The organism is Paenibacillus sp. FSL F4-0125 (genome assembly GCF_038008565.1).
GTDB lineage: Bacteria > Bacillota > Bacilli > Paenibacillales > Paenibacillaceae > Paenibacillus_AQ.
Genome location: NZ_JBBOZJ010000001.1, coordinates 2053764 through 2080029, shown reverse-complemented (window position 1 = coordinate 2080029; position 26266 = coordinate 2053764). Strand labels below are relative to the sequence as shown.

Annotated in this window: 14 protein-coding genes; 6 read left to right on the top strand and 8 right to left on the bottom strand. The window is 42.1% G+C overall.

Annotated features, from left to right (window positions below; genetic code table 11):
• Positions 1-10 precede the first annotated feature (10 nt).
• Positions 11-7540 carry a pullulanase gene (locus NST74_RS08930; protein ID WP_341111592.1) on the bottom strand — a complete coding sequence of 2510 codons (7530 nt, stop codon included), beginning with the start codon at positions 7538-7540 and terminating at the stop codon, positions 11-13.
• A 742-nt stretch (positions 7541-8282) separates the two neighbouring features.
• Between NST74_RS08930 and NST74_RS08925 the strand changes: the two genes are divergently transcribed.
• The 6 genes from NST74_RS08925 (at position 8283) to NST74_RS08900 (ending at position 16621) form a co-directional block, all read left to right on the top strand.
• Positions 8283-9329: a LacI family DNA-binding transcriptional regulator gene (locus NST74_RS08925; RefSeq protein WP_339290024.1), complete on the top strand. Its 1047-nt coding sequence runs from the start codon at positions 8283-8285 to the stop codon at positions 9327-9329.
• A gap of 225 nt (positions 9330-9554) precedes the next feature.
• Positions 9555-10211 carry a beta-phosphoglucomutase gene (gene pgmB, locus NST74_RS08920; RefSeq protein WP_042125822.1) on the top strand — a complete coding sequence of 219 codons (657 nt, stop codon included), beginning with the start codon at positions 9555-9557 and terminating at the stop codon, positions 10209-10211.
• A gap of 297 nt (positions 10212-10508) precedes the next feature.
• On the top strand, positions 10509-12827 hold the full coding sequence (locus NST74_RS08915) for a glycoside hydrolase family 65 protein (RefSeq protein ID WP_341111591.1): 2319 nt from the start codon (positions 10509-10511) through the stop codon (positions 12825-12827).
• A 96-nt stretch (positions 12828-12923) separates the two neighbouring features.
• Entirely contained in the window at positions 12924-14606 is a 1683-nt protein-coding gene (locus NST74_RS08910) for a glycoside hydrolase family 13 protein (protein WP_341111590.1), read from the top strand.
• A 144-nt stretch (positions 14607-14750) separates the two neighbouring features.
• Positions 14751-15614 carry an AraC family transcriptional regulator gene (locus NST74_RS08905; RefSeq protein WP_341111589.1) on the top strand — a complete coding sequence of 288 codons (864 nt, stop codon included), beginning with the start codon at positions 14751-14753 and terminating at the stop codon, positions 15612-15614.
• 155 nt (positions 15615-15769) lie between these two features.
• Positions 15770-16621, top strand: a complete 852-nt coding sequence (locus tag NST74_RS08900) for a DegV family protein (RefSeq protein ID WP_042125815.1) — start codon at positions 15770-15772, stop codon at positions 16619-16621.
• Positions 16622-16679: 58 nt separating this feature from the next.
• Here the strand turns inward: NST74_RS08900 and NST74_RS08895 are convergent, their stop codons facing one another.
• The 7 genes from NST74_RS08895 to NST74_RS08865 all read right to left on the bottom strand — a co-directional run bounded on the left by NST74_RS08895 (position 16680) and on the right by NST74_RS08865 (position 26041).
• Positions 16680-18320, bottom strand: a complete 1641-nt coding sequence (locus NST74_RS08895) for a PAS domain-containing sensor histidine kinase (RefSeq protein ID WP_341111588.1) — start codon at positions 18318-18320, stop codon at positions 16680-16682.
• Between the two features lie 206 nt (positions 18321-18526).
• Positions 18527-19228, bottom strand: coding sequence for an ABC transporter permease (locus NST74_RS08890; protein ID WP_341111586.1), 702 nt, complete (start codon positions 19226-19228; stop codon positions 18527-18529).
• A complete protein-coding gene (locus NST74_RS08885) occupies positions 19212-20132 on the bottom strand; it encodes an ABC transporter ATP-binding protein (protein ID WP_341111585.1) in 921 nt (306 codons plus the stop codon). Before NST74_RS08885 ends, NST74_RS08890 begins: the two co-directional genes overlap by 17 nt.
• A 117-nt stretch (positions 20133-20249) precedes the next feature.
• The gene (locus NST74_RS08880; protein ID WP_341111584.1) at positions 20250-21185 is read right to left on the bottom strand and encodes a sensor histidine kinase; all 936 of its coding nucleotides are present in this window, start codon (positions 21183-21185) and stop codon (positions 20250-20252) included.
• A complete protein-coding gene (locus tag NST74_RS08875; RefSeq protein ID WP_341111582.1) occupies positions 21185-21898 on the bottom strand; it encodes a response regulator transcription factor in 714 nt (237 codons plus the stop codon). Before NST74_RS08875 ends, NST74_RS08880 begins: the two co-directional genes overlap by 1 nt.
• 280 nt (positions 21899-22178) lie before the next feature.
• On the bottom strand, positions 22179-23012 hold the full coding sequence (locus NST74_RS08870) for a DUF4362 domain-containing protein (protein ID WP_341111580.1): 834 nt from the start codon (positions 23010-23012) through the stop codon (positions 22179-22181).
• A gap of 212 nt (positions 23013-23224) precedes the next feature.
• Positions 23225-26041 carry a glycoside hydrolase family 2 TIM barrel-domain containing protein gene (locus tag NST74_RS08865; protein WP_445668135.1) on the bottom strand — a complete coding sequence of 939 codons (2817 nt, stop codon included), beginning with the start codon at positions 26039-26041 and terminating at the stop codon, positions 23225-23227.
• Positions 26042-26266: the final 225 nt, after the last annotated feature.

Here is a 26266-nt window from a genome sequence, read left to right as displayed (position 1 = left end):
AAGTCCAGTTTTACTTGCTCATTAGCGTATAAATAATTTGTGCGCTTTCGGCGCGGGTCATCCATCCTTTAGGAGCAAAATGATTATTCCCTCTGCCCTGAAGCAACCCTAGCTCTGCTGCAGCCTTCACATAGCCGTCTGCCCACTTGCTTATGCTAGAAGCATCTGCAAACGCCTTTGAACCCGCTACAGGTTCGATCTTCTTAACAGACTTCACTTCAAGCGCACGGATCACCATGACAGCCATTTCCTCACGGGTAATGGAAGCATTCGGCGCAAATGTATCATTGCTGCGACCACTCACAATACCCAGCTTAGAAGCTGTTGCTACATATGATAAATACCATGCATCTGACTTGATATCCGTAAATTGAACCTGCCCTTCTGCCTTTAAACCAAGTGCGCGAACTAGCAATGCGGTAAATTCCGCACGGCTAACATTGCTCTTAGGATCAAACTCGGTTGTTGTAACCCCTGAAACAATTTGTTTTGCAGCAAGGGACTGAATGGCGTGGAATGCCCAATAAGTAGATGGAACATCCTTGAACGACTTAACAATCTCAAGTACGGCATATTTACTAAAGTGCGTGACTTGTGTAGATATCACGTCTCCATTGAGCTGTCCACCTACGTACTCAAGCTCGCCATTATCGCCTAAATAGTAAATCCCCAATAGATCTTTATTCGATTGACCTTTAATCTTAAACGATATCGTAATTGGCTCATCGAACTTCTTAACTACTATCCGAGTACCATCTTTCTTCAGAATGCTAAGTCTCAGTTCAAACACATCGGAAAGCGAAGTTACGGTCCCCATCTCTTTGTTTAAACCATCGATTAATGCTTTTGTAGCAGACTGGATCAATGGTTTCAGCTCCAACAGGATTTGAGCACCATCCGCATCCACACCTGAAGCTAAACTTGGTATTGTGCTTAACAGTTTGTTAGGGATAGTAACTAATAGATCCCCCACTTTAAGAACTAAGTCATTAGTTCCCAACGTTTGTGCAGCATGCAATGGTAAGAGGATTGATGTCTTACCAGAGGCAATTTCAATTTGTACCTTACCATCTTTACCGTTTTTCAAACTGTCTTCACTGATAACTTGAGTATCAGCAGGAGTTGTAGGGTTAACAACAGCTCCACCAGGTGTTGGTGTCACTTTAGATACTCCAGATAGAATAACCGTTCCACCATCATCTCTACTCGGTAGATCAATGATTACTTTTTGATCAGCGGATACTGTGTAGGTTTTGCCGCTATATTCATCTGTTACAGATGAGTTAGGAACAAACGGTACAGGAATCGTTGCGGATACTACACTGTTGTTGGTGTTGATAGCCGTCACAACATTCTCATTGCCATAATATTTGTTGAAAGCTAGAAAACCTAAATCATCTGAACCCGCCAGCTTCGTGCGCGTACCTTTGGAATACACTTTGGAGTATTTTGCACGAATATTTAACAGCTTCTGATAATGATCATGAAGTGGTTTCTCTGCAGTCAACTGATCCCAAGGCATATCTTTACGATTCTCGTTGAACTCACCTTTAGACATGTCTCCTGCATTTTTGCCCGATTTCCCCAGTTCTTCTCCGTAGTAAATGACTGGCTGTCCCTTGGCTGTGATTTGCAGAGCGGCTGCGATTTTCAGCTTGCCTTTATCTCCGTCCACGTAATTAGACAAGAAGCCATCCTCATCATGACTACTCAGGAATTGAGCCATCATCTTCGTGTTATCAATCTTTAACTCTCGTTCCTGCAAATAGGAATCAACACTGTTAACTTTACCATCAGTAAAGTCTTTCGCAGCATCATTAAATCCAAAATCAAGCAGTCCGTCCATCTGGCCTGTTTCGAGCATTCCACCATTGCTATCAATGGTTCCGCCAAAGTATTCACCGGTCATTTTGAAGTTTGGATCAATTGAAGTCAGTGCATTTTTAAATGCTTTCCAAGTTGTATCTTCTACATGTTTGACTGTATCCACACGGAAATAGTCAATCGTATCTCCACGTTCCGTCCGAGCGTTATCTAACCATCCTGTTTGCCAAGCAATAATTTTTTCACGAACGGCTGGATCTTCCGTTTTGAAATCCGGCAATCCTGCAAGCTCGCCTTTGATTGGATCTGTATCCGCGGATACACCATCCGTACGAAGCATTCCTTCAAAACGTGCTTTATCCTCAGCTGTAATCGTCGGCTCTTTATCCTCAGCCTTTAAACCGTAGCCCGTATGATTGAGTACAACGTCGACCATGATCTTGATGCCCTTGTCATGTGCCTTTTCGATCAATTCCTTGAAGGTCTCCATATCACCAAGATGCTCGTCAAGCTTTGTAAAGTCCTTGGCCCAATATCCATGATATCCGTATTGTTTGAAGCCATCACCTTTATTAAAATCAATATTATCTACAATTGGCGTAATCCAAAGCGTGTTAATACCAAGTTCTTGCAAATAATCGAGATTGTCGATCATTCCTCGGAAATCACCACCGTGGTATGCTTCCAGTTGATCTTTATCTACATTCTCATTATTTGTTGGATCTCCGTCTTTGAAGCGGTCTGTAAGCGCGAAGTATATACGAGCCTCATCCCAATCAAAATCCAGCTTATCACCTGTGTAGGTTCTCGCTTTTACCTCGAGTTTAGCGTTTTCTTTATGTGCATTTCCGTACTGGTCCACGAGCGTAATCGGAATATTTTTGATCCCCGCTGACACCGTGTCCTTCACAGCAACTGTCTGTTTCATCAGCTCCGTATCCAGCTTAACTTTGCTTGATCCTTCAAGGTTAGTTAAATCCATATATCCTTCCGAATACGTTACATCTTCTAAAGAAGATGCATTGATCGTTACAACCGCATTCTGATTTGATGTAACTGCTTCCGGACTTACGGATGTCGTAATTGAAACGTCAGGAATATGATACACAACAACAGATTCATCATTCACCGTATTCTTAGGATCCGTTAATTCAGTAGTGACACCGTTCTTCGTGATCAAGAACGTATACTTATACGTACCTTCTACTAAATCAGTCAACGTGTAAGTGAACCACTCCTTAGCGGAATCGTAAACCATTGGATACGACTTACCGTTCACTTTTACTTTAGCAGCTGTAATCGCAGTCATATTATCATTACGGAACAAGGCATCATCGCGGTATAAGAAAGTGATTGTTCCATCTTTTAGAATTGGGCCGCTAATACTTGGGCTGATATCAAACTCCTTAACCCCACTAGTTACGTTCACTTTAGTGAACCCTTCTCCTGGCGTTAATGGAATTGTACGATCATCCGGATAGTCATCCTTATGTGACCAATCATCACCTTGACCTTTACGAATGACGAATCCCATGTTTGTCGCATTCTCAGCAACTTCAATTAGAACACTCGCTTTACCATCCTTAAAGGTAGTAAAATCAATCTGGTCATTTTTAACTCCCGTATTCCAAACCCAGATATTCCAACCCGTATAGTCCTTATCACTACGAGTATAGGTAAATTGGACATAGCGCTTGTCAGTAACGTTAACAGTTACAGTTGTAGAAATCCCACCATAAGTTACTGTAATTTTGGCCGTTCCTTTACCAATTGCTTTCACTTGACCTTTATTGTTTACTGTAGCCACTTCAGGTTTATTGGAAGTGTAAGTAGCCACTTGCGTAACATTTCTTCTACTATTGTCATCATATCTCGCAAAAACAGAGGTATTGTGCGTCTTGCCTGCTGCCAGTGTGTAGCTCGCGCTATCGGTCTCCAAAGAAGTAAGTGCAGCGGCTGCAGCTTCCTTTTTAATAATCACAGCAGTCAAAGGATCTAGGGTAATTGAATTTGCTGTTAAGGAGAAGCCACTCCATTGACCAACCGGAATCGCAGCAACACCTGCTTCATCATTGTCGACAAGCACCTGACCAGTCGTCAAATCCTCTGAAAGGGTCAGTGTTCTAGCTGTGCTATCGCCATTCATGAAAACATAATAGATACCTGTGCCATCTGTAGCTTTGTTTGAATAACCAATAACAAGATCATCTGTCTTCATTTCTGGAGCAGGAATTAGGTTAACATTGGAATCTACCAGATCCTTGTCTCCCAATCGGAATGCGTCGGTAGACTTTCTCAGTTCCATTAGACCTGAAGTATATTTTCTTGTCGTATTCTGAACAGGGAACTGTGATTCATCCGTTGCTTTCGTCCAGTCAAACATGTTGACCGCATCCGAAGAATCATACGAATCGTGAATGAAATAACCAAAGGATTTACCTTCGCTATCAAACATTTCAGTGTATTTATCCTGAGGAACCGTAGTATCCTTCCACTGCTTAGTACGACCATATTCCTGGCCTGCATGAATAAAGGCCGTTCCTTGAGAGGTTAGAACAAGCATGTTGCCAAGTCTAATCCGCTTCTGGATTTCAAGCTCATTCTCTGCAATTGTAGGATCCTTCTTGATCGTTTGTGCGATCACATCATGTAGCGTCAAGTTGTCATGCGCTTCGATGTACGGAACGATATCCCCTGGATCATCAGCGGGCGTATTTGATGGTTGTGCTTTAATATTGTTAAAGATTGTCGTAATTGGACGCGCACCGCCGGTAATAAATCTAGGTTGACCTTCAGAGCCATAACCAGATTTCAATTCATTACGGAATTCATCAGAGAAAACACCGACGCTATCCGTTTTGTCCATCCAGTCCTGATCCGCACCTTTCCCAGCAAGGGAAGGATCGGCTGCAGCGCCACCAAATGTTCTCCACCCTTCACCGATAAAAAGAGCCTTCGGATTAATTTCTGCCGCGGCATCATAAGCATGCTGCACAGCCTCTGCTGTCGCATCGCCCATCATATCCCAGCGCATTCCATCAATCTTGTACTCTTCAAACCAGTATTTCACGGAATCTACCATCAATTTCTCAGCCATTTTGTGGTTGGTGGCCAGATTGTTTCCGAAGCCTCCGATAAAGTTGCCATTTGCATCTTGGAATGCGTAATAATTAGGTACGATGTCGTTTAAAAATTCTTTTTTAGCCATGTGTGTGTACACTACATCCAGAATGACACCCATTCCAGCTTCATGTACAGCGTCAATCAAACCTTTTAATTCTTTGATTCGCGCTTCAGGATCAGCAGGATGCTGAGAATAAGCACCATCTGGGGAGAAGTAGTTGTGAGGATCATATCCCCAGTTGTATTCATTGTTTTTAGCGGAATAATCTGTTTCTCTATTACCCATCTTCGTTTCGTCCCCATAATACCAAGCCATTACAGGAAGCAATTGAATATGAGTTACACCGAGAGACTTAATATAATCGAGCTTCTTTTCAAAGGCGCTATAAGAGCCCCATCTTTCGCCACTCAAGCTATCCACGATCGACACATCCGATGTAAAGTCTCGTACATGAACTTCGTAAATGATAGCGTCCTCGCGTTTTTCATAACCTTCAATGTCAGCATAACCAAAAGTATCAGGATTCGTCTGGCTTAAATCAACGATAGCCGCTTTACCAACTGTATCCCCGCCAGCACCAGCAGCACCAGTGGTATCCACAGTAAATACCGCCATTGACTTAGCATAAGGATCAAGCACGTTATTGGTTACACCGTCATTCGTTACTTCATATTGATAAAAGAATCCTCTTACATCATTCGTGTTTGTGCCAGTCAAATCAGTCGGCTTCAAATTGACCGACCATACTCCCTTCTCTCCGCTCGTTAAATCCACACTACCCACGTGCACGTTGGAGTCATTTTTATCGTATACATTAACAACGACCGAACTTGCTTTAGGTGCCCACAATTTTAATGTGGCTGTTTTGTCAGCGTTATACGTAGCCCCTAAATCGTCTCCTGTATAATTGTACATTTCATCAAGCATTCTCCAGCCACTAACGGCTGAAACTGTTTTACCAGAGTAAGTAATACTAAGCGGAACATTATCCAGATCAAAAGCTTCTGTATCCACTTCTATTGAAGTTTTGCTAGTAATGGTTACAGCAGACACAGGAATAGAAGCACCGTCTTTATCTTTAACGGTAATCTCATTCTTTAATACTGCTGCATCCAAACCGTCAGTTAACGTGAAGCCAAGAAGTATTTTGCTTGTCGATAACACTTCTGCGGAAACTAAACCGATAGGTGTTTCACCAAACGGTGAAACATATACATTGTTGTCTCCTTCTTTAACCCACAGCTGATTATAACGATCTAACAAGCTGAAGGTTTTATTGTCCCCGTCTTTATCTCCGTTCGAAGGCTTCATTACAATAAAGCCAATTTTCTTGGCACCCTCTATGAGTGGAACATCGACATAAGCACCGAAATTGTCCTTTTGATCCACTTGGAAAGGCGTCGCAGGAGTCGGCCAAGAACCAAGTGTATCCGAAGGTGTGGACACATCATCCCACAGCCATAATCCATACTGATCATGATTAGTATCAGATCTCATATAGTGGATCCGAACGGTATTTTCCGGAAGCTTAACCGGTTCATAAGGCGTAACTACATCAGAGCCTTCTGTGATCCATACTTCATTAGTTTGTGGAGTGTTAATTGAGAAGTTCTTGTCTCCACCGTCTTTGGCACCACTAGCACGTTTAAGTGCAATAAAAGAGATTTTCTTAGCCCCATCCTTAATCGGCACATCAACGTAAACTCCAAAAGAATCAATTTGCCCATCAGGGAAAGGAGTCGCACCCATAGCCCAATCAACAGAAGGAGTTACAACATCACCCCACAGCCACAATCCCTTATCGGTGTAATCGCTAGCCTTATAGTGAACACGTATGTGTCCTGCTGGAACTGGAGTAACCTCTACTGGTCCAGTAGGAATTTTATATTCTGCGCTCACACTGTGATCTGCAGAATTGTACATGAAGGTTACCTTAAGATCTAACGGTAAACTCAATGTCAGATCGGTCTCTGGATAAGACATATCTTCTGATTCTATAGCTCCCGGTACAAACACCTTATAGGTGTAATCTCCCTGCGGCACAGTAACAACTGTACTGTACACACCATCAAAATCAGGATCTGATAATGTGGATAATGCATCTGCTGGCAGGCTTCCTGTCAATCTTGGCAGCTTACCCGCAGCAATTGGCGTATAGTACGTAGAATCAGCTATTCTATGAGTAATATCATTATAATAAAAGGTTACAGTCGAATCTGTTTCTAGCTTTATGTGGATATTCTCCCCATCATTTTTCCCTTGAGGATTTGTGTACTTTGAAAATCCATAGTTCTCAGTCCAGCTATCATTTAGGGTAACCTTGTAGTTATATTCCCCTGCTGGCAAATTGCCTGTAAATGTATACAGACCATTTTCCGAGTATGTCATTTGGGTGACTACTGATTTCTCATCCCAATCCTTTCCAGGAGTTTCTGACCCAGTGGATGTAAACTTGGACTGTAAATCTCCGACCAAAACTACCTTAGTCGTTTCTGCTGAAACCTTAACTGGGTGTAACCCGAGACTGGAGAACACAAGAGCAACGATCATGAAGATCGCGAATGCCCTCTTGCCCCATAAAGTTATTTTCATTCTGTAAAACCTCCCATGATTATGAATTCCCTTTGTGCAAGCGGATACATAATTTCTCGAACCCCGCCAATTATTCTGAGGTTATGAAATCATGCGTCTTCCTTCTGTAGTTAAAGAAGGTCTATGTGTGCGGCTCGTCAAACCGGATTAACAGCATCACCATCCTTATCAAAGTAAAAGATCATCACAAAACCATGAAATCAGTGCAAACGTTTGCAAAAAGCCTTGCACAAACCTAAGTACATAAAACTATTCTTTAGTGCACCGAATTCAACCCGAACTCAGCCAATGTAAACGCTTGCTATATTTTGATTTACATACTAATGCTGTATTTATGGTATTGTCAACCAGTATTTTTTTGTATTGAACAAACTCAATTTCTCACAAAAGTAAAAATAAAGAAAAGTTAACCTGGTAATCCCATTAGGATTTATCTGATTTTTTGAAAGTCTCTCTAATTCCATTCCTCGAATCGAATTGTTACAAAAAAAATTTAAGCCACACGTTTGCATTTACGAATTGCTCCTTTCGAAGAAAATGGATATCTTTTATTCATATTAAGATCAATCTAGCTAAATCATTCATTCTTTTTTGGTGAAAACAAACAATTTTACACATAAATTTCTAATACTCTTTCCAAAAGTTGCAATATTGCCCTTCCAAATGACTTTATCTATTTACAATTTAGAACTCATGGATTAATATTACTTTGTAAAGCAAACGGTTCCATAAGGAGGTTTCTATGACAGTTACCATTAAGGATGTGGCCAAGAAAGCGGGAGTATCTCCCTCCACGGTATCCCGGGTATTGTCCAATCACCCCAGAATCAGCCTGGAAACTTCCCGCAAGGTTAAAGCTATTATGGAAGATATGGGCTATACACCTAACATGATGGCTAAGAGTCTAGTGTCGAAAACTACAAACAGCATATGCTTCAGTCTTCCTAAACCAGCTGAAGAGCTGTTCTCAAATCTATTTTTTATGGAATTAATCCGGGGGATCGTTACACAAGCTAGCCGTTCCGGCTACGATGTGTTAATTAGCTCCGGAGCAAACGAGAAGGAAGAATTGGAAGCCGTTTCAAGACTTCTAAAGGGTCGTCGAGTAGATGGTGTTATTCTGCTTTACTCTCGTACAGATGATGCTGTTATTGATTTTCTAGAGAGTAACGATTACCCATTCGTACTGGTAGGCCGAAGTGATCGATATGAGAATATTTTATCTGTCGATAACGATAATGTGATGGCAGCATATGATGCTACAAACCACCTCATTTCAATGGGTCATGAACGTATTGGCTTCGTAAGTGGACCGCCGAATCTAATTGTTTCTCGCGATCGTCTCGCAGGATACCGTAAAGCATTGCTGAATAGCGGTCTTGAAATGCGTGATGAATGGATTGTAGAAGGTGAATTTCTACAGGATAGCGGATATAGAGCGATGTCTTTTTTCATGAATTTGCCTAACCGGCCTACTGCTCTTGTTGCAGTGGATGATATGGTGTCGTTCGGAATTTTACGCGGATTGAATGAACTGAACTACAAAGTTCCTGACGATCTCGCTATTGTAAGCTTTAACAATATTCCATTATCTGAATTATCCAGCCCTCCGATCAGTAGCATTGATATCGGAATTTATCATCTTGGATACACTGCATCTCAGGTACTTATTCAGAATATCAAGAGTCCGAATCACGATGCTGGTTATACGAACCGATTTGTTATTCCACATCGCCTGATCGTGAGAGAGTCTTCTATGTACTCTCATGCTAAGAACAAAACCGAATGAATAAGTGAAGCGATTAAACGCTTCATTTATTTTTTGAAAATGTGTACAAACGTTTGCGCTAAATCATTTAAATCTTCTTGATCCAGTTCTTTTCAGGGTGAATATTCGATTGTGAGGTTAGGATAAACTTAACTATCTTAAGCTAAACTTATACGATCGAAATAAAACTCAGATACGATTAGCAACGGATCACGATACTGTCACAACTTTTTAGGAGGTACTACAATGACGGAAATTAAAGCCTGCTTGTTCGATTTGGATGGTGTTATCGTTGATACTGCCAAATACCATTATATCGCATGGAAAGAGCTTGCAGATGGCCTGGGGTTTCTCTTCACAGAACAAGATAACGAACGCCTTAAAGGAGTCAGCAGAACTGCCTCATTAAATATTTTGCTGGAAATCGGCGGACTAACTATCGATGAAGAAGAGAAAGCTAAGCTTGCGGAACAAAAGAATAATCGTTATGTCGAATATATTGCGAAGATGGATAGCTCAGAGATTTTGCCAGGTGCGCTTGATTTTCTAAAAGAATGCCGTGAGAATGGCATCAAAGTTGCCCTCGGTTCTGCTAGTAAGAACGCAATGACGATATTGAATAATACAGGATTGACCCCTTACTTTGATGCGATCATCGATGGCACACACACTAGTGCTGCTAAACCTGATCCGGAAGTTTTTCTTTTAGGAGCCAAAGCACTAGGTGCTGATCCTAAACACTGTGTTGTCTTCGAAGATGCAGAAGCAGGAATTGAAGCTGCGTCGCGTGCTGGAATGTTCAGCGTTGGAATTGGTTCACCAGAAACACTCAATGCTGCAAACATCGTCGTTCCTTCGCTCGCTCATATGAGTGTGCCACAGCTCAAAAAATCTTTTGCTTAAATTCTAACGAACATTAATCAACTGAAAGTGTTAATGTGATTCGCCCTGCTACATTCCACTTATAAATGAAATATGTATATCTAGAGGTACGCTTGAAGTGGAGATGGCGAAAGGATTGTGTAGAAACGTTAGCGTTCGCCTTTGTCCCCAGTTGCTCACCTTTAATTCTTCAAATTTAAGCATCTGGGGACAACAGCGATCGGAACAACCTTTCGCCAGCGGAGCGACTCACAAGCACCAAAGTAGAGATAGAGTTCATTATATATCCCCACAACATATTTAAAGGAGCCGGTTATCGTGAAACAATATTTAACAATTGATGAATGGTCCATTATTGAAGAATCTTTTGATCCACAGACACAAGAAATCTCTGAAAGTGTATTTAGCCTTGGCAACGGATTTATGGGTGGTCGAGCTAATTTTGAAGAACAATATAGTGGAAGTAGTCTGCAAGGCAGCTACATGGCTGGCGTGTACTATCCTGATAAAACACGGGTCGGCTGGTGGAAAAACGGCTATCCTGAATATTTTGCAAAAGTACTGAACAGCACGAACTGGATCGGTATTAACATCGACATTGAAGGAACTCCTTTAGACCTGGCAAAATGTACGGTTTCCGATTTCCGTCGTGTCCTTAACATGAAGGAAGGTACGCTTTCCCGCAGCTTCACTGCCACACTTGAAGATGGTAAGGAAGTTAAAGTTGAAAGTATCCGGTTTGTCAGCATGACTCGTCAAGAAATCGGTGCTATTCGTTACTCCATCATTCCTGTGAATTTCTCAGGCAACATTACGATCACTCCTTATCTCGACGGTGATGTGAAGAACAAGGATTCCAACTATGACGAGAAGTTCTGGAATGAAGTTGAGAAGCAAGCGGGTACTGAAGGTGGACACCTCACCCTTAAGACTAAAAAACTTGATTTCCATGTAACCTCTGCTATGGCTTTTGATATCCTTGTCAACGGTGAGAAGGTCAACGCTGATGCTGAAGCGATTGAACAAGAGAAATATGTAGCCAGTAAAATGAACGTATCCGTGCAATCTGGCGATCAAATCGTCATCTATAAATATGTTGCCAACGTTACCTCCCGTAATCACGGTCTTGGACAATTGGTCGATGCCGCTCAAACTGCTCTGCAAGCTGCTAAGGAAGCAGGTTTTGTAACCCTTCTGAAAGAACAAATAGACGCTTGGAGAGAGAAATGGAAAGAAAGTGACATCATTATTGAAGGCGACGTTTCAGCACAGCAAGCGATTCGTTTCAATATTTTCCAGCTGAATCAAACTTACAATGGTGAAGATGACCGTCTGAACATCGGACCTAAAGGCTTTACAGGTGAAAAATACGGCGGCAGCACTTACTGGGATACAGAGGCGTATTGCGTTCCCTTCTATCTCAGTACAGCAGACTCCTCTATTGCTCGCAACCTGTTGATTTACCGTTACAAGCATTTGGAGAAGGCTAAGGAGAATGCTCGTAAGCTTGGTTTCGCAAAAGGCGCATTGTACCCAATGGTTACAATGAACGGTGAAGAATGCCACAATGAGTGGGAAATTACATTTGAAGAAATTCACCGTAACGGTGCCATTGCTTATGCGATTTACAACTATGTGAACTACACTGGAGACAAAGCTTATCTTGGTCAATACGGCCTTGAAGTTCTAGTGGAAATCTCCCGCTTCTGGGAAGAACGTGTTCATTATGCACACCGTAAAGACAAATATGTGATGCTTGGAGTAACCGGACCTAATGAATATGAAAACAACGTAAATAATAACTGGTACACGAACCGAATGGCTTCCTGGACGATGGAATACACCCTAGAAGCTCTGGATTATCTTAAAAAGAATGAAACATCACGCTATGCAGAACTAGTCGACAAACTAGGACTCCAAGAGAGCGAAACCGCAAAATGGAATGATATCATCGCCAAGATGTATTATCCTGCGGATGAAGAACTGGGTATCTTCTTGCAGCAAGATGGTTTCCTAGACAAAGAGATCATTCAAGTCAAGGACCTGGAACCTGAGAACCTGCCACTAAACCAAAAATGGTCATGGGATCGTATCCTGCGTTCTTGTTTCATTAAACAAGCAGACGTTCTGCAGGGATTATATTTCCTAGGGGACCGTTACGATCTTGATACCAAAAAGCGGAATTTCGACTTTTATGAGCCGATCACTGTTCATGAGTCCTCCCTGTCTCCTTGTATTCACTCTATTCTAGCCTGCGAACTAGGATATAAGGATAAGGCTTATGAAATGTACTTGCGTACTTCAAGACTGGATCTTGATAACTATAACAATGATACCGAAGACGGCTTACACAGCACTAGTATGGCTGGTACTTGGATGTCGATCGTACATGGCTTCGGCGGATTACGTGTGCATGATGGCCGACTGACTCTTAGCCCATCGAACCCAGGTCACTGGACAGCGTACTCTTTCAAAATCATGTTCCGTGGCTCCCGACTAAAAGTAAGCGTTTCGGACGCACAGGTTACGGTTACGAACGAAACTGATATTCCAGCTTCTATTACTATCTATGACAAAGAATATACCGTGAACGGACTTAGCAGCATCACTGCAGACAGCAATTCCGTCACAGTATAAACCGACACCACAAGAGACCCTTGAAGCAAATTGCTTTTTAGGGTCTCTTTTTTTTCCTAATTGGATACCTTATTTAAATTTAAGGAGTGATTATTAATGAAAAGAACCTTTTGGAAGGAAGCGGTGGTCTACCAAATCTATCCACGCAGCTTTCAAGACAGCAATGGTGACGGTATTGGTGATCTGCAAGGCATCATTTCACGTCTGGATTATTTGCAGAAGCTCGGTGTCGATGTAGTTTGGTTATCACCTGTATATAAATCGCCAAATGATGATAATGGTTATGACATCAGCGATTATGAAGACATTATGGATGAATTCGGTACGCTAAAAGACTGGGAAGAACTACTGACCGGACTTCATGATCGTGGCATTAAACTAATGATGGACCTTGTAATCAACCACTCTTCAGATGAACATCAATGGTTCGTAGAGTCCCGTTCGTCAAAAGATAATCCGTACCGTGATTACTATATTTGGCGTCCAGGTGGACCAAATGGCGAACGCCCAAACAATTGGAGCTCCATATTCAGCGGACCTGCTTGGGAGCTAGATGAAACTACCGGTGAATACTATCTACATCTGTTCTCACGCAAGCAACCGGATCTCAACTGGGACAATCCAAAGCTGCGTGAAGAACTATACAAGATGATCACCTTCTGGCTCGACAAGGGTGTGGATGGATTGCGGATGGACGTCATTAATTTGATTTCTAAAGCGGAAGGTCTACCTTCCTTTCAAATCGAAGGCCAAGCACCAGAGGAACTGGCTTGGGGCGGCGATTACTTTATGAATGGACCCCGGGTCCATGAGTTTTTACATGAAATGAACCAAAAGGTGCTTTCAGGCTATGATATTATGACCGTCGGGGAAACGCCAGGAGCTTCGGTAGAGGATGCCGTTCTTTACACCGACGAAGATCGCGAAGAGCTTCAGATGGTATTCCAATTCGAGCATATGGACGTAGATTCCGGCCCTGGAGGCAAATGGGACGTAGCTCCATGGACATTAACCAAGCTGCGCGACATACTCCATAAATGGCAGGTTGGTCTGTCTGACAAGGGTTGGAATAGTCTATACTTAAACAACCATGACCAGCCGCGCATGGTTTCACGATTTGGTGATGATGGGAAGTACCGCGTAATATCTGCCAAAATGCTTGCTACTTTACTACATACACTTAAAGGCACCCCCTATATTTACCAAGGCGAAGAGATTGGAATGACGAATGTAAAGTTCACAACGCTGGAAGATTACAAAGACATCGAAATTCTGAATATGTACCGTGAAAAAGTTACGGAGGGTGGCGCAGATCATGATACAATTCTGAACGCTATCCATATCAAAGGCCGGGACAATGCCCGTACTCCAATGCAATGGGATGCATCATTTAATGCTGGATTTTCAGAGGGAGAACCATGGCTCAAAGTGAATCCAATCTACAAAGACATTAACGTAGAGCAAGCATTAGCGGATTCTGATTCAATCTTCTACTACTACCAAAAGCTAATTGCTTTACGCAAAGAGAATCCGATTATGGTATATGGGGAGTATAAGCTACTCCTACCTGACCATGAAAATATCTATGCCTACACTAGAACTTTAGATGATGAGCAATGGCTAATCCTGCTGAACTTCAGCGAGGTCCTTCAAACCGTTGATCTCTCTGCTGAGCTGAGCAACGTTACTGAATTAATCATTGGAAATTACCCGGATGAATCATCAACAATAGAAATCCTACGTCCATACGAAGCAAGAGTGTATAGATTACAAAGCTGACTCTCTTCACCTTCCTGAGTTATACTATATAGGATGATTTTGTTAAGATCATTCTTCCACCAGCAACCTGTCATTAGAGAGCAAGGAATAACAGGATTTGCAAATGGTGGCATGATAGTATGAACTCAAAGGGAGATGGCAGACTTGGAATGGCTTATCCGCATGAAAGAAGCTTTAGATTATATGGAGAGCAAGATGGAGGAACCCTTTAATACAGAAGATATAGCAAAGGTAGCTTATTCCTCCCCCTTTCACTTCCAGCGCATGTTCTTCATGCTTACCGGAGTATCAGTCAAAGACTATATCCGTAAACGGAGATTAACTCTGGCGGCACAGGAACTAGCTATTTCTAAAGTTAAGGTGCTAGATGTAGCATTAAAATACGGATATGACTCTCCCGAATCGTTTGCCAAAGCATTCCGCAAGGCACATGGAATTACACCATCCGCTGCGCGGGAGCCAGGGGTAGAGCTCAAAGCTTTCCCAAGACTCTCCTTCCATCTATCACTGAAGGGAGATAAAGAAATGGACTACAGAATTGAGACAAGAGACGCCTTTAATGTTATCGGACTTGTTGAGGAAATGACAACGAAAAATGGGGAGAATCTGCGCCGCATCCCCCAGTTGTGGATAGAAGCAAACGCAAATGGTACGTCGGATAAACTAATTGAGATCGGTGTTGATAAGGACATCCTTGGTATTTGTAAAGATTTTAATCACGAAAAAGAAACTTTCTCCTATTGGATTGCTGTCGAGGCCTCTCTAGAGACGGATGCTCAGGGATTCGCTTCTACGACGATACCAGCTGCGAGTTGGGCAGTGTTCACCTCAGTTGGGCCGATGCCGGATGCTATCCAGCAGGTATGGGCACGTATTTTCCAAGAGTGGTTCCCTTCCACAGGCTACGAGCATTCAGGTGGGCCTGAGTTTGAGTTATACCTTCCGGGAAGACCTGATGCAGATGATTATCGCTGTGAGATCTGGATACCGGTTATGAAAAAAAATTAATGCTTACTTAGACTATCCGGAATTGCGGATAGTCTTTTTTTCTTTCAGAATTTCTACGATTTCATTTTGAGAATCGGCTCAATCTTGGTATAATAAATAGATTATGTGATTCAATAATGACGATTGTCGTCCGATTATCGGTGAAGGAGAAATTCATGTCTAATGTAAAAATATTTTCAGACAGCACTTCCGATTTACCTCAGAACTGGAAGGATACTTATAACATCGGCATCGTTCCGCTTTATGTAGTATTTGAAGAAGGAACCTACAAAGATGGTGAAGATATTACACCCGAGGAAGTGTATCGCCGTGTAGCCGCTAGTGGTGTATTGCCCAAAACGGCAGCACCTTCGCCTGCAGATTTCATTGCTGCATTTCAACCCGTAATTAGCAGTGGAAATGATATTGTATATATCAGCCTCTCCTCGTCACTATCCTCTACATATCAGAATGCACTTTTGGCTGCTGGGGAATTTCCTGAGGGGCGTGTACAGGTTATTGATTCACAGACTTTGTGTGGAGGCATTGCTCTTCTCGTTATGAAAGCTGTCAGAGCCGCTGAAAAAGGTCTAAGTGCCGTTGAGATTGCAGCGATGCTGGAACGCAGCCGCAGCCTTGTAGAAACTGAATTCGTTGTGGATACGCTAGATTACTTATATATGGGTGGACGCTGTTCAGGTATGCAGAATTTCATCGGTAGCCTGCTCAAAATTCGTCCTGTTCTTAGACTTGTAGACGGCAGCATCGTACCAACTAGTAAAATACGTGGTAAAAAAGAAAAAGCCGTGGAACAAATGCTCCAGAACGCCATGGTTAACGTCGATCGAATGGATAAAGAGCTGCTCATCGTTGTCCATACCTTGGCGGAAGAGGATGCTCGCTATCTGGAGACAGCACTACGAGAAAAAACTCAAGTGAACGAAATTGCTACCCTCCATGCTGGCTGTGTAATTGGCAGCCATTGCGGCCCGCATACTGTAGGACTTATGTATATGCTTCAAGATTAATAATCACACACAAATCTCCGGCCATTACTTCGTAAGTCAATGGACCGGAGATTTGTGTTTACCCCTCTTGATTTGAAGTTAGTTTTAACTCAGCCTCTTCTTTTATGAAGGGTAGCATAAACCGGAACGTTGAACCTATATTCTCTTCGCTTTCTACAAAGATTGTCCCACCCATCAACTCAACAAGCTGCTTACAAATAGCGAGTCCTAATCCTGTACCGCCATATTTACGGTTGATGGTTGGGTGCAGCTGAGAGAAGGATTGAAACAATAAGTTGAGTTTATTATCGGCAATCCCTACACCTGTATCGCGTACCGAGAATTCCAGTAAATATTCTTTTGAATCCGAAAGTGGAATGTTCTTAACCGATAGCGTCACGCTTCCATATTCTGTGAATTTTAGAGCATTGCCTACCAGATTGACAATAATCTGCCGCAAACGGATCGGATCGGCTAGTAATGTTGTGGGAACACTCGTATCCGCCCACCACCGTAATGCCAGTTTCTTCTCTTCCGCTTTAGGCGTAAATAAATCTATGATGCCCGCCATCATCTCTCGAAGCTCAAATGATTCGCATTGTAGTGGCATTTTTCCCGCTTCCATCTTGCTGAAATCAAGAATGTCATTCAAGATCTGTAATAGCGTGTAACTACTGCTTCGTAAAATCTCGACATACCCTCGCTGTTCTTCTCCTAGATCCGTTTCAAGTAAAAGATCTGACATGCCAATCATTCCATTCATCGGTGTCCGGATTTCATGACTCATCATCGCTAAGAAATCAGATTTGGCTTGCGCCGCCTGCTCTGCAGATTCCTTAGCGCGAATGATCTCTTTCGCATTCGTGATATCGCTAAAAGCAATAACCGCACCTGCAATCATCCCCCCATCCATAAGAGGAGACACCCGATAATTCACAAAAAAGCTGGTTCCATCCTTACGCCAGAAGATCTCATCATCTTTTCTGCGGATAATACCATCTGCAATTGTAAGACTGATCTGACAGTCAGGAGTTGAATAACGTGAGCCATCACCTTGGATTTGATGAATATATTCCATCAGCTTCATACCAATCAATTCTATAGGCTGGTAACCCAGCATATCTGCTCCCTCACGGTTAATAAAGAGCGTTCGCCCCATATTATCTAGTACGAATATCCCAGCTGAGACGGAATTCAGTATAAGGCTCGCTCGCTCCTCCTCGACTACAGCAGTAAAAGTTGGTTTGAAGGTTGTCTTCAGTTCTGCCTTACCAAATAATTTAGCTTTAAAAGAATCCGCCAATCCATTTAGCCAGTCATGTAACCCTTCCGAATAATGATGATAGTTGCCGTTATCCACTTGAATGATCGCAAATACCCCGACAATTCCCTCATCTATCGTTATAGGAATAAAGTTCCCCCTCACGGCATCCGCTTTGGGATCATTCACATCTTGCAACTCAAAGCTAGAGGAACTTCCTTGGAGGGCAGCCTCAAAATCAGCTATATCAACAAGGTATATTCTCTTAAGTGCTGTCAGACCTATATCTTGGACCGATGCATCTGCACTGGATTCCAGATAGAATGTATGATTCGTTCCTACGCAGCGACCTTGCCGATCCAAAACAAATATCACATTAGGATGATGGTTGTATAACGATGTATAAGCGCTCTCTTCGGAAAGCAATCGTTTTAGAATGGACGTCCAGTCTTTATCCACAATTCATTTCACCTCAGGCTCTCTCATCCATTATCATTACCCTAAAATGAACGGAAATTATCTTAAATTTTAAATTCTTCTATTTTGACCATTATAGCAAATTTACTTAGTTCAGTCGCAGATAAACACCAAATCCCCCTATAGAATCCAGCCACGATGACTTACACATCGTACTGAGATTCTTAAGAGGGATTTCTGTAACTGTCTTAGGCTATATCTTTATGGTCAATATTACGAATCGCCATATAGGCAATACCTGCTCCTAACAAGCCAAGCGAGATCGACACCGCCGCTAAATTACCTAAGCGAGCTTGATCAAATCCACCTGAAATTAAGGAAGTAACCAACACAGCAGACACGATGGTAGCAGGGACTGATTTTTTCTTCATCCCAAAGTACAATGGAATTAGAGCGATACCCGCTGCATAAAATGCGTTTGCACCTAACTTGATCAACTCTGAACTGATCATTGAAAGGTCTAACTCACCCGGAATAAGCCCTACAAAGGAATTGAATCCTATTAGGATGGCGCCAACCACAATGTCAGACACGATGATGGCAACAAAAGTGAAGGCGAACACTATCAATATTTTCGCGGTCATTAGCTTTTTGCGTGAGATAGGATACATGAAGAGAAGAGTGATGGTGTTGTTCTTGTACTCATCAATCACCAGCTTGCTAATAATAACCGAAGCGAAAATAATATAAGCAGCCTTTACAAAAACGAACACACCCTCAAACATATCTGCATAAGAAGCGAACGACGGTTCACTCTCATTTCGATCAACGAATAACACCATAATCATAAACGCAAGAATAGCAAGATTGACGATTGATGCGCCTGTAAGAAGCGTTTTTAGCTTATTCTTCCGAATCTCCAAGGATATTAATTTAAGCAACGCCTTCACCCCCGATCAGTTGTAAAAAATAATCTTCCAGCGTATGTTGTTTCTTGCTGATGCTCTCAATTTCCACATCTGCCAGCACTAGCGCCTTATTCAGATCACGTTGTGAGATTCCACCGTCATATATTCTGACTGTAATATGATCCAGCACTTTAAAATTATTGAGGCCAAGCTTGTGCTCCAACACGTACACTGCTTTGTTAATCTCATTCGTCACCACTTCGATATATTCTGTATTTTGACCGCGAATGGAATCCATCGCCACTTCTTCTACCAGTATACCCTCCCGGATCACACCGATAGTATCAGCAATCTGTTCGATTTCTCCCAAAATGTGGCTAGATACGAGTAACGTCATCCCATATTCACGACTAAGCATCCGGAACACTTCACGCATCTCTTTGATTCCCACGGGGTCTAATCCATTAATCGGCTCATCCAGAATGAGTAGCTCAGGTTTCGTCATGAAGGCTCTGGCAATACCAAGCCGCTGCTTCATCCCAAGCGAAAATTGCTTCACCGGCTTTTTATCAATACCCGTAAGCTTTACCAGCTCCAGTGCTTCACCAATCGCTTGCGGATCATAATAGCCCATGTATTCTCCATGCAGGATCAGATTTTCTTTGGCCGTCAGCTTATCATAGAACACTGGATATTCAATGATGCAGCCCATCCGTTTGAGCATTTCATAAGAATGATTTGTCATTTTTTCATTAAAAAATTCAATCTCGCCACTCGTAGGTTTAACGAGGTTCGTGATCATTTTCATGACCGTTGTTTTGCCGGCACCGTTCGGTCCAAGAAAGCCATAGATTTCACCTTGTTTAATATTCATGTTTACATTGCTAACGGCTTCTTTGCCTTGATAGTTTTTTGTTAAATTTCTTGTTCGAAGTATTGTAGTCATTTCCGCGCTCCCCTTTGTTTTCGTCTCGTCTTCCTTAGTTCTTATTGTACACAGCAGAATTTTCTTTTTTATTACTCGATTCTTACGAAAATCTTAAGCTGTGCATAATTTCATTCCTTAGAAGCTTAATCTGCGAAAAGAAAGGGTAAATACCGTTCTCACAAACGGTTGACTAACCAGTGTAATGGTTCCATTCATCTGCTCCGTTAATCTTTTGGTGATGGTCAGACCCAGACCGCTGCCTTGATACGATCGATTTCTCGAATCCTCCAGTGTATATAGCCGTTCGAATACTTTATCCTGGTGTGCTTCGCTAATGCCTTTTCCCCGATCCCAAACATCTATGTATACTTTGTTCTTATCACTATAGAGTTTCAAGCCTAATACACCTCCGGCATCGCCATAAGCAATCGCATTCGATAACAAATTGGACAAGATCCGGTCAAGCGCCTCTTCGTTCCCCATGAAGTAAAGTAACTCATCAGGGATCTCTATTTCCACCTCACTGCCCTTGGCGCTAAGGATATCATAGAAGGAAAGAATATTTCGTCTGCATACTTCGCCTGCCTCAACACGTGTAAGATTGATTTCTCGATCCCCCGATTCCAGCTTGGCCAAATCAAAGAACTTATTCATCAGACGGATCACTTCATTCGCTTTTTGGTGAATCGTATCCATCATGCGTTCCCGTTCCTCGGCTGGCATATGCTCATCCTGCTGAATCGTTTCAATATAACCGAGTACTACCGTTAGCGGAGTCTTAAGATCGTGGGAAATATTCGACAGCATATTACGCATGGACTTCTCCAGCTTCACGCGCTCAACGCTTCCTTTATGGTTAACATCGAGCAGCCGGTTTAGATCGATCAGCACACTTTGCAGCTCCACATTACTGCTGAATAACAGCAGTCTTTCATGTGAACCTTCAGCCATGATGCTGCTTAGCTTGTCATGAATATATTTCAGATCACTTGAAGCTTTACGCGAATTCTGATATTGCCATCCAATGACGACGAGCAGGAGTACAATGACCACACTAAGCGCCATGCTCATTATAGCTGCTCTCCCAGCTTATACCCGATCCCCCATAACGTCTTGATGTACTCTGGATGGGAAGGATCATCCTCTATTTTTTCGCGTAATCTTCTCATATGTACATTAATAACGTTCTCATCCCCGAAATAATCATCTGCCCACACGCTTGCATAAATCTGCGCTTTGGTGTAGACTCTACCCGGATGCGTGACAAACAGCTTAAGAATATGAAATTCCTTAGAAGTTAACTTCACTTCTTCCCCGTTCTTTAGTGCAGAGAAATTATCCAAGTCCACGGTCAGGCCACCAATGGAAATCTTTTGCTTCACCGGAATCGAAGCTTCCGCTTGGATGGTGGGTGTAGCATAACCCGCTCTTCGTATCGCAGCCTTCACTCTTGCGGCTAATTCGATCATCGAAAATGGCTTGGTTATATAATCATCCGCTCCAAAGCCAAGTCCAAGTGCTTTATCCACATCGCTGTCCTTGGCTGACATGATCAACACCGGAACTAGACTTGTCGCACGGATCGTCTGGAGGATGTCAGTGCCGCTGCGCTTGGGCAGCATGAGATCTAATAATACAAGATCAAAAGGATTACTAATACGGAATGTCCTTTCCGCTACTTCACCATCAAACGCTGTTTCCACTTCATAGCCCTCTTTTACTAAATAGGCCCTAACCATTTCACTTATCGCTTCGTCATCTTCAATTAATAATATACGGTGCATGAATGCTGCCTCCAATGATCTGAGAATAAAAATTAGTTAAAAACTTAAGGTATTTCTTCAAGGTAAACGTGACTGCGGTGAATGTTTGGACTTCCGGTCGCTGTTGTCGTAAGAATTTCTTGATTTGTACCGCTTATAGCGGTTGAAATCCGGTGAGCTTATGCTTCCGAAGCGAGCTTTCCTACGGAAAGCTTTCAGGCGGACGCTATCGCTCCTGCAGTTCCAAACTTCCCCTCCGCCACTCTTCCTTTTTAGAATGTTTTAGTTCAACTTATTTAAATTATTCGTAATGCCCCTTAACCTCAGGCAGTTGCTTATAAATACTTCCGGCCTGCACGATCTTAATGATCGCTTGAGCCAATTCAGTCATTTGACCATCATCCTCAGTATTTTGGCATTCTGTCCACTGATAATGACGCTCTCCACTATTAATCTGAACCGTTAAATCGTAACTTACAGCAGGTTTTCGATTACACTCTGTAGATACTTCTTTTTCATCTAAATAATTCGCCAGAACCATTTCTTTATAGATTTGTCCACGTTCCTGTTCAGTAAGCTCAAAATCGTTAACACTGGCAACTTCCCCATTCTGGAGATCTTTCACTAGCTTCATATCAATGGTGTTGATCTCATTCTTTAAGTTCACGCCATACTTTAAAACAAACTCAAACTTATCTTGTTTCGTTACGTCAAAAGGAATCTGGAGCAGCTCAATCTTTGCTTGTTCGCCCTCGCAGCCCGTTAAGGTATACGACAGAAGTTTATCCGTTTCGTTTCTAACAAGGTTCTGACAAGTGTATGTGGTTACTTGGGGACTACCAAACGTATCTTCAGAATTATCATGCCGCATTTCAATCCCTTGGTCAGTATATTTCAAGTCATTAAAGATCGGATCACCTTCAATTGTGTAATGAACCACTCGCTGTGTACCTGTTTTATTTTGGATAAAGTCATCCAGCTTCTCAAGATTCTTAACAATCATTCCATGGCTGTTTATCACATCTTCTTGTTCATTAATGGTTGTTGTAAACTTGTCTTCTCCATTAGATAGCTGATTAAAGCAACCGGTTATTACAAGTGCTATAAAAATAAAAAGAATTCCGCTCGATCTCATCGATCATAACCTCCTTAAACTCTTCATAAGTAGATTCATTTGTTAAAGTATACCAATAATTACGGGGGCTGGGTATCCCTTAAGGGGGTATCGGAAGATTGAGAGATTAATAGAAATTCAAACTAGATAGCAAAAAAGCCGATTGAAAAACCAATCAGCTGTGCTCTAGTGTAAGACTCAAAATAACTTCTGCAAATCGTCTCCAAAATGGGTTATCGAATGATCTGTAACAGCTCAGCTGGGTCACATACATACTGAGGATTAAAGTCATTCGATTTCATGTAAGTGATGATACTGGAAAGAAACTGTCTTCCTTCTGGCACCTCACAAACCTTCTCAGCATCTATCGCACTTATAAGTAGCTTCCCCTTGCCAACACGACATTCGAAGAGTAAACCTAATTTATGATTTCGTTCAAAATTATCGATCGATTGTACGATTGGACTCCAGTCTTTACTCACACCATCCATAATAATCGACTTAGCATTCGTTACGATGTTCCACCAAGGATACGTGGAGAATTCATCGGATGGGAAATTTGCGAACACCGGATGATCCTTAGCAATCACTAATCCCATTGTTCCAACTGGCACTGGGCGGTTCATGCTTTCAGATATGGAGCGAAACATGGGGTAACACCAGAAATCAGTACAATAATAACCTTCAATTGCATTAGATAAATGCTCCGGCTTTGGCATCAATAATACATTCTCACCCGCCTCCAGTAAGGACAGCGCTTGACTCGTAAGCGAATCAAAATGATGAATATCTGAAAAATCCACATCTACTTGCTTCGGATAAATCCAAAGTGGATAGGTTTTACGAACATCCGTCCCTACGATGCTGAGATTCAAATTCACCTTACACATCTTATTAACGCGTGGCAAACCGATGTTCAGATCACATAAATCCAAATAATTCGACTTGCTTGGAACAGTCACAGTTACTGACCCGTCTGACCATACTTCACTCTCATAAGCCAGCTCCCACTTTAAATCGAACTGCTCAGGAGGATCATTGCGGAACCAGGAAAGCTCAACATGCGCATGAAATTGTTCTTCAGCTACACAATTATAGCTTGAGAACCTAGCCATAAGGACAGCATCGTTACAGAAGGTACGCCATTCGTCAGGTTCGATTAATCCTTTTGAATCCATAAATGCATCTAACATGCCTACCAACGCAGTTCCTTGTCCACTGAAATCTTGAAGATCTAAAAGTTGGAATCCAGCGAGTTTCTTCGAACGAAATGCTGCTTCGAGCTCCTCTTTATAGCAAGCAACCGCCAGCTGGCCAGAACATTCAAAGAATTTGGCTGCCAAATGTCCCATACCTTTCTCTTCTAACCGCTTACGAAAAATCTCGAAGTTTTTTGCCTTCAACGATCCTGTATATTTCTGAATTTCATCAAAATTAGGGAAGGTCGCATATTGACCAATCTCATGAGAGATAACAGGTATTTCAGGAATCCATTCTTCCTTTATATCATCAACCTTCACATCTTTTGCTTCTGTTCCATACTGAATTTGAATGGTATCGCCCGCCTCATTAGATTCGATGTTGCTAACCTCCAGATTCGCAGGGCTAATCATTTCATCATAATCCCAAAGTGTATTTGGTACTAAGGTCTGAACATTCCCCAGCGGTGCATCGCACATGGCATAGGAACCCCGAATCAGCCTATCCTTTGAGAACCGAACTCCGCAGAAGAAATCATCATGCTCCAATATTTCCGGAATAAATTGATGATTATTCGAACCTTGCGTGTACAATCTTCTATTATCGAATGACTTATAAGCCTTCAATATAGCATCTATCGTAGACCTGCTTCCCCATAGCTCATTGCCTAGCGACATCATGACAAAAGATGGATGATTCCCAAACGCTTTTAGAATAGCATATCCTTCTTTGATTAAATATTCCTGTTCTGCAGGATTATGTCCTTCATCTGACGCCTCTGTGATCGTCCCCCAGAACGGCAGCTCTGGCTCCATGTATATGCCAAGCATATCTGCTGCTGTAAAAGCTGCTTCTGGAGGACAGCAAGTATGAAAACGATAATGATTGATACCATATGATTTAGCAATGCTAAGAACGCTGATCCAGTCCTCCAAATCGGTTGGAGCAAAACCTGTAAGCGGAAAGATAAGTCCATCGTGCTTGCCACGGAGAAAGGTTTTCTCCCCATTAATAGTGAATTTATCCCCATCCGCTCTAAATTCCCGAAGTCCGAAAGTGATCTCTTGTCGGTCAAGAACCTCACCTGATTCCCCCTGTAATACAACCTTTAATTGATAAAGATTCGGTTTCGCCTCACTCCACAACATTGCGGCTGGACCCATATCATACGTAATAGAAACCTTTGAATCGGGCATGTCATATACTTGTTCAGCTACATCATGTTTATTGGCAGAGTTCAGGCTTGAGGCGGAAACGAATAATTTCCCTTTGACCTCACCCATCATATCGGCAATAACTTCTATGGATCGTGCCGAGATATTCGGGTAAATTTGAATACCACTGAGATAAGATTCGCTAAAGAACTGCAACTCCATTCTCCCTGTAATTCCGTTCCAATTGGTCTGTGTATCCGGAGAGGTCATATGCCCACCTTTCGTCGGATAATCGGTATTATTCACACAGATCGTAAGGATCTGCGATCCGCAAGATAGATGTCCTGTCAGATCATAAAGATGTGGAGCATTCAGACTATGACTTGATCCAATTTGCACATCATTTATCCACACTCTCGTCATTCTTGTCCGCTCTAAATAAAGAAAACAGTTTTTCTCTACTAGCTCCATAGGAATATCAATCTCTCTTGAAAACCAAGCGTATCCTTCCAATAAATATTCATCGGTCAATGATTCTACGAGAGCGCTTACGTTTTTAGGACCTTTTCTAGCATGTGAGGTCGTACCAGGTAAATCCATAGAATCAATAAACGGTAAAGATAACCCTTCTTTTCTACCATCCAATTGCAACTTCCATTCACCAGCAAGATTTATATTTGTTAGCAAAAAAATCACTCCTTGTAATAATAATCTCTAAACCGTATATGAAATAATCTAAGTATTCTATCATTTGGACACCCTCAAAGTAAAGAATTAATAGGGTCATAGCATAGCTGAATTTTAGATTTACTAAATCGTTAAAGAATAATAACAATTCTCCCCTAACAAAATAACCAGTCACCGAAAATTGATCGGTAACTGGTTATTTTATAGTCTCATTTAACAACGATTCCAGAGAAT

Coding starts and splice junctions, on each gene's coding strand:
- NST74_RS08930 (WP_341111592.1), bottom strand. CDS start 7,540: ATGAAAATAACTTTATGGGGCAAGAGGGCATTCGCGATCTTCATGATC.
- NST74_RS08925 (WP_339290024.1), top strand. CDS start 8,283: ATGACAGTTACCATTAAGGATGTGGCCAAGAAAGCGGGAGTATCTCCC.
- pgmB (WP_042125822.1), top strand. CDS start 9,555: ATGACGGAAATTAAAGCCTGCTTGTTCGATTTGGATGGTGTTATCGTT.
- NST74_RS08910 (WP_341111590.1), top strand. CDS start 12,924: ATGAAAAGAACCTTTTGGAAGGAAGCGGTGGTCTACCAAATCTATCCA.
- NST74_RS08900 (WP_042125815.1), top strand. CDS start 15,770: ATGTCTAATGTAAAAATATTTTCAGACAGCACTTCCGATTTACCTCAG.
- NST74_RS08885 (WP_341111585.1), bottom strand. CDS start 20,132: ATGACTACAATACTTCGAACAAGAAATTTAACAAAAAACTATCAAGGC.
- NST74_RS08880 (WP_341111584.1), bottom strand. CDS start 21,185: ATGAGCATGGCGCTTAGTGTGGTCATTGTACTCCTGCTCGTCGTCATT.
- NST74_RS08875 (WP_341111582.1), bottom strand. CDS start 21,898: ATGCACCGTATATTATTAATTGAAGATGACGAAGCGATAAGTGAAATG.
- NST74_RS08870 (WP_341111580.1), bottom strand. CDS start 23,012: ATGAGATCGAGCGGAATTCTTTTTATTTTTATAGCACTTGTAATAACC.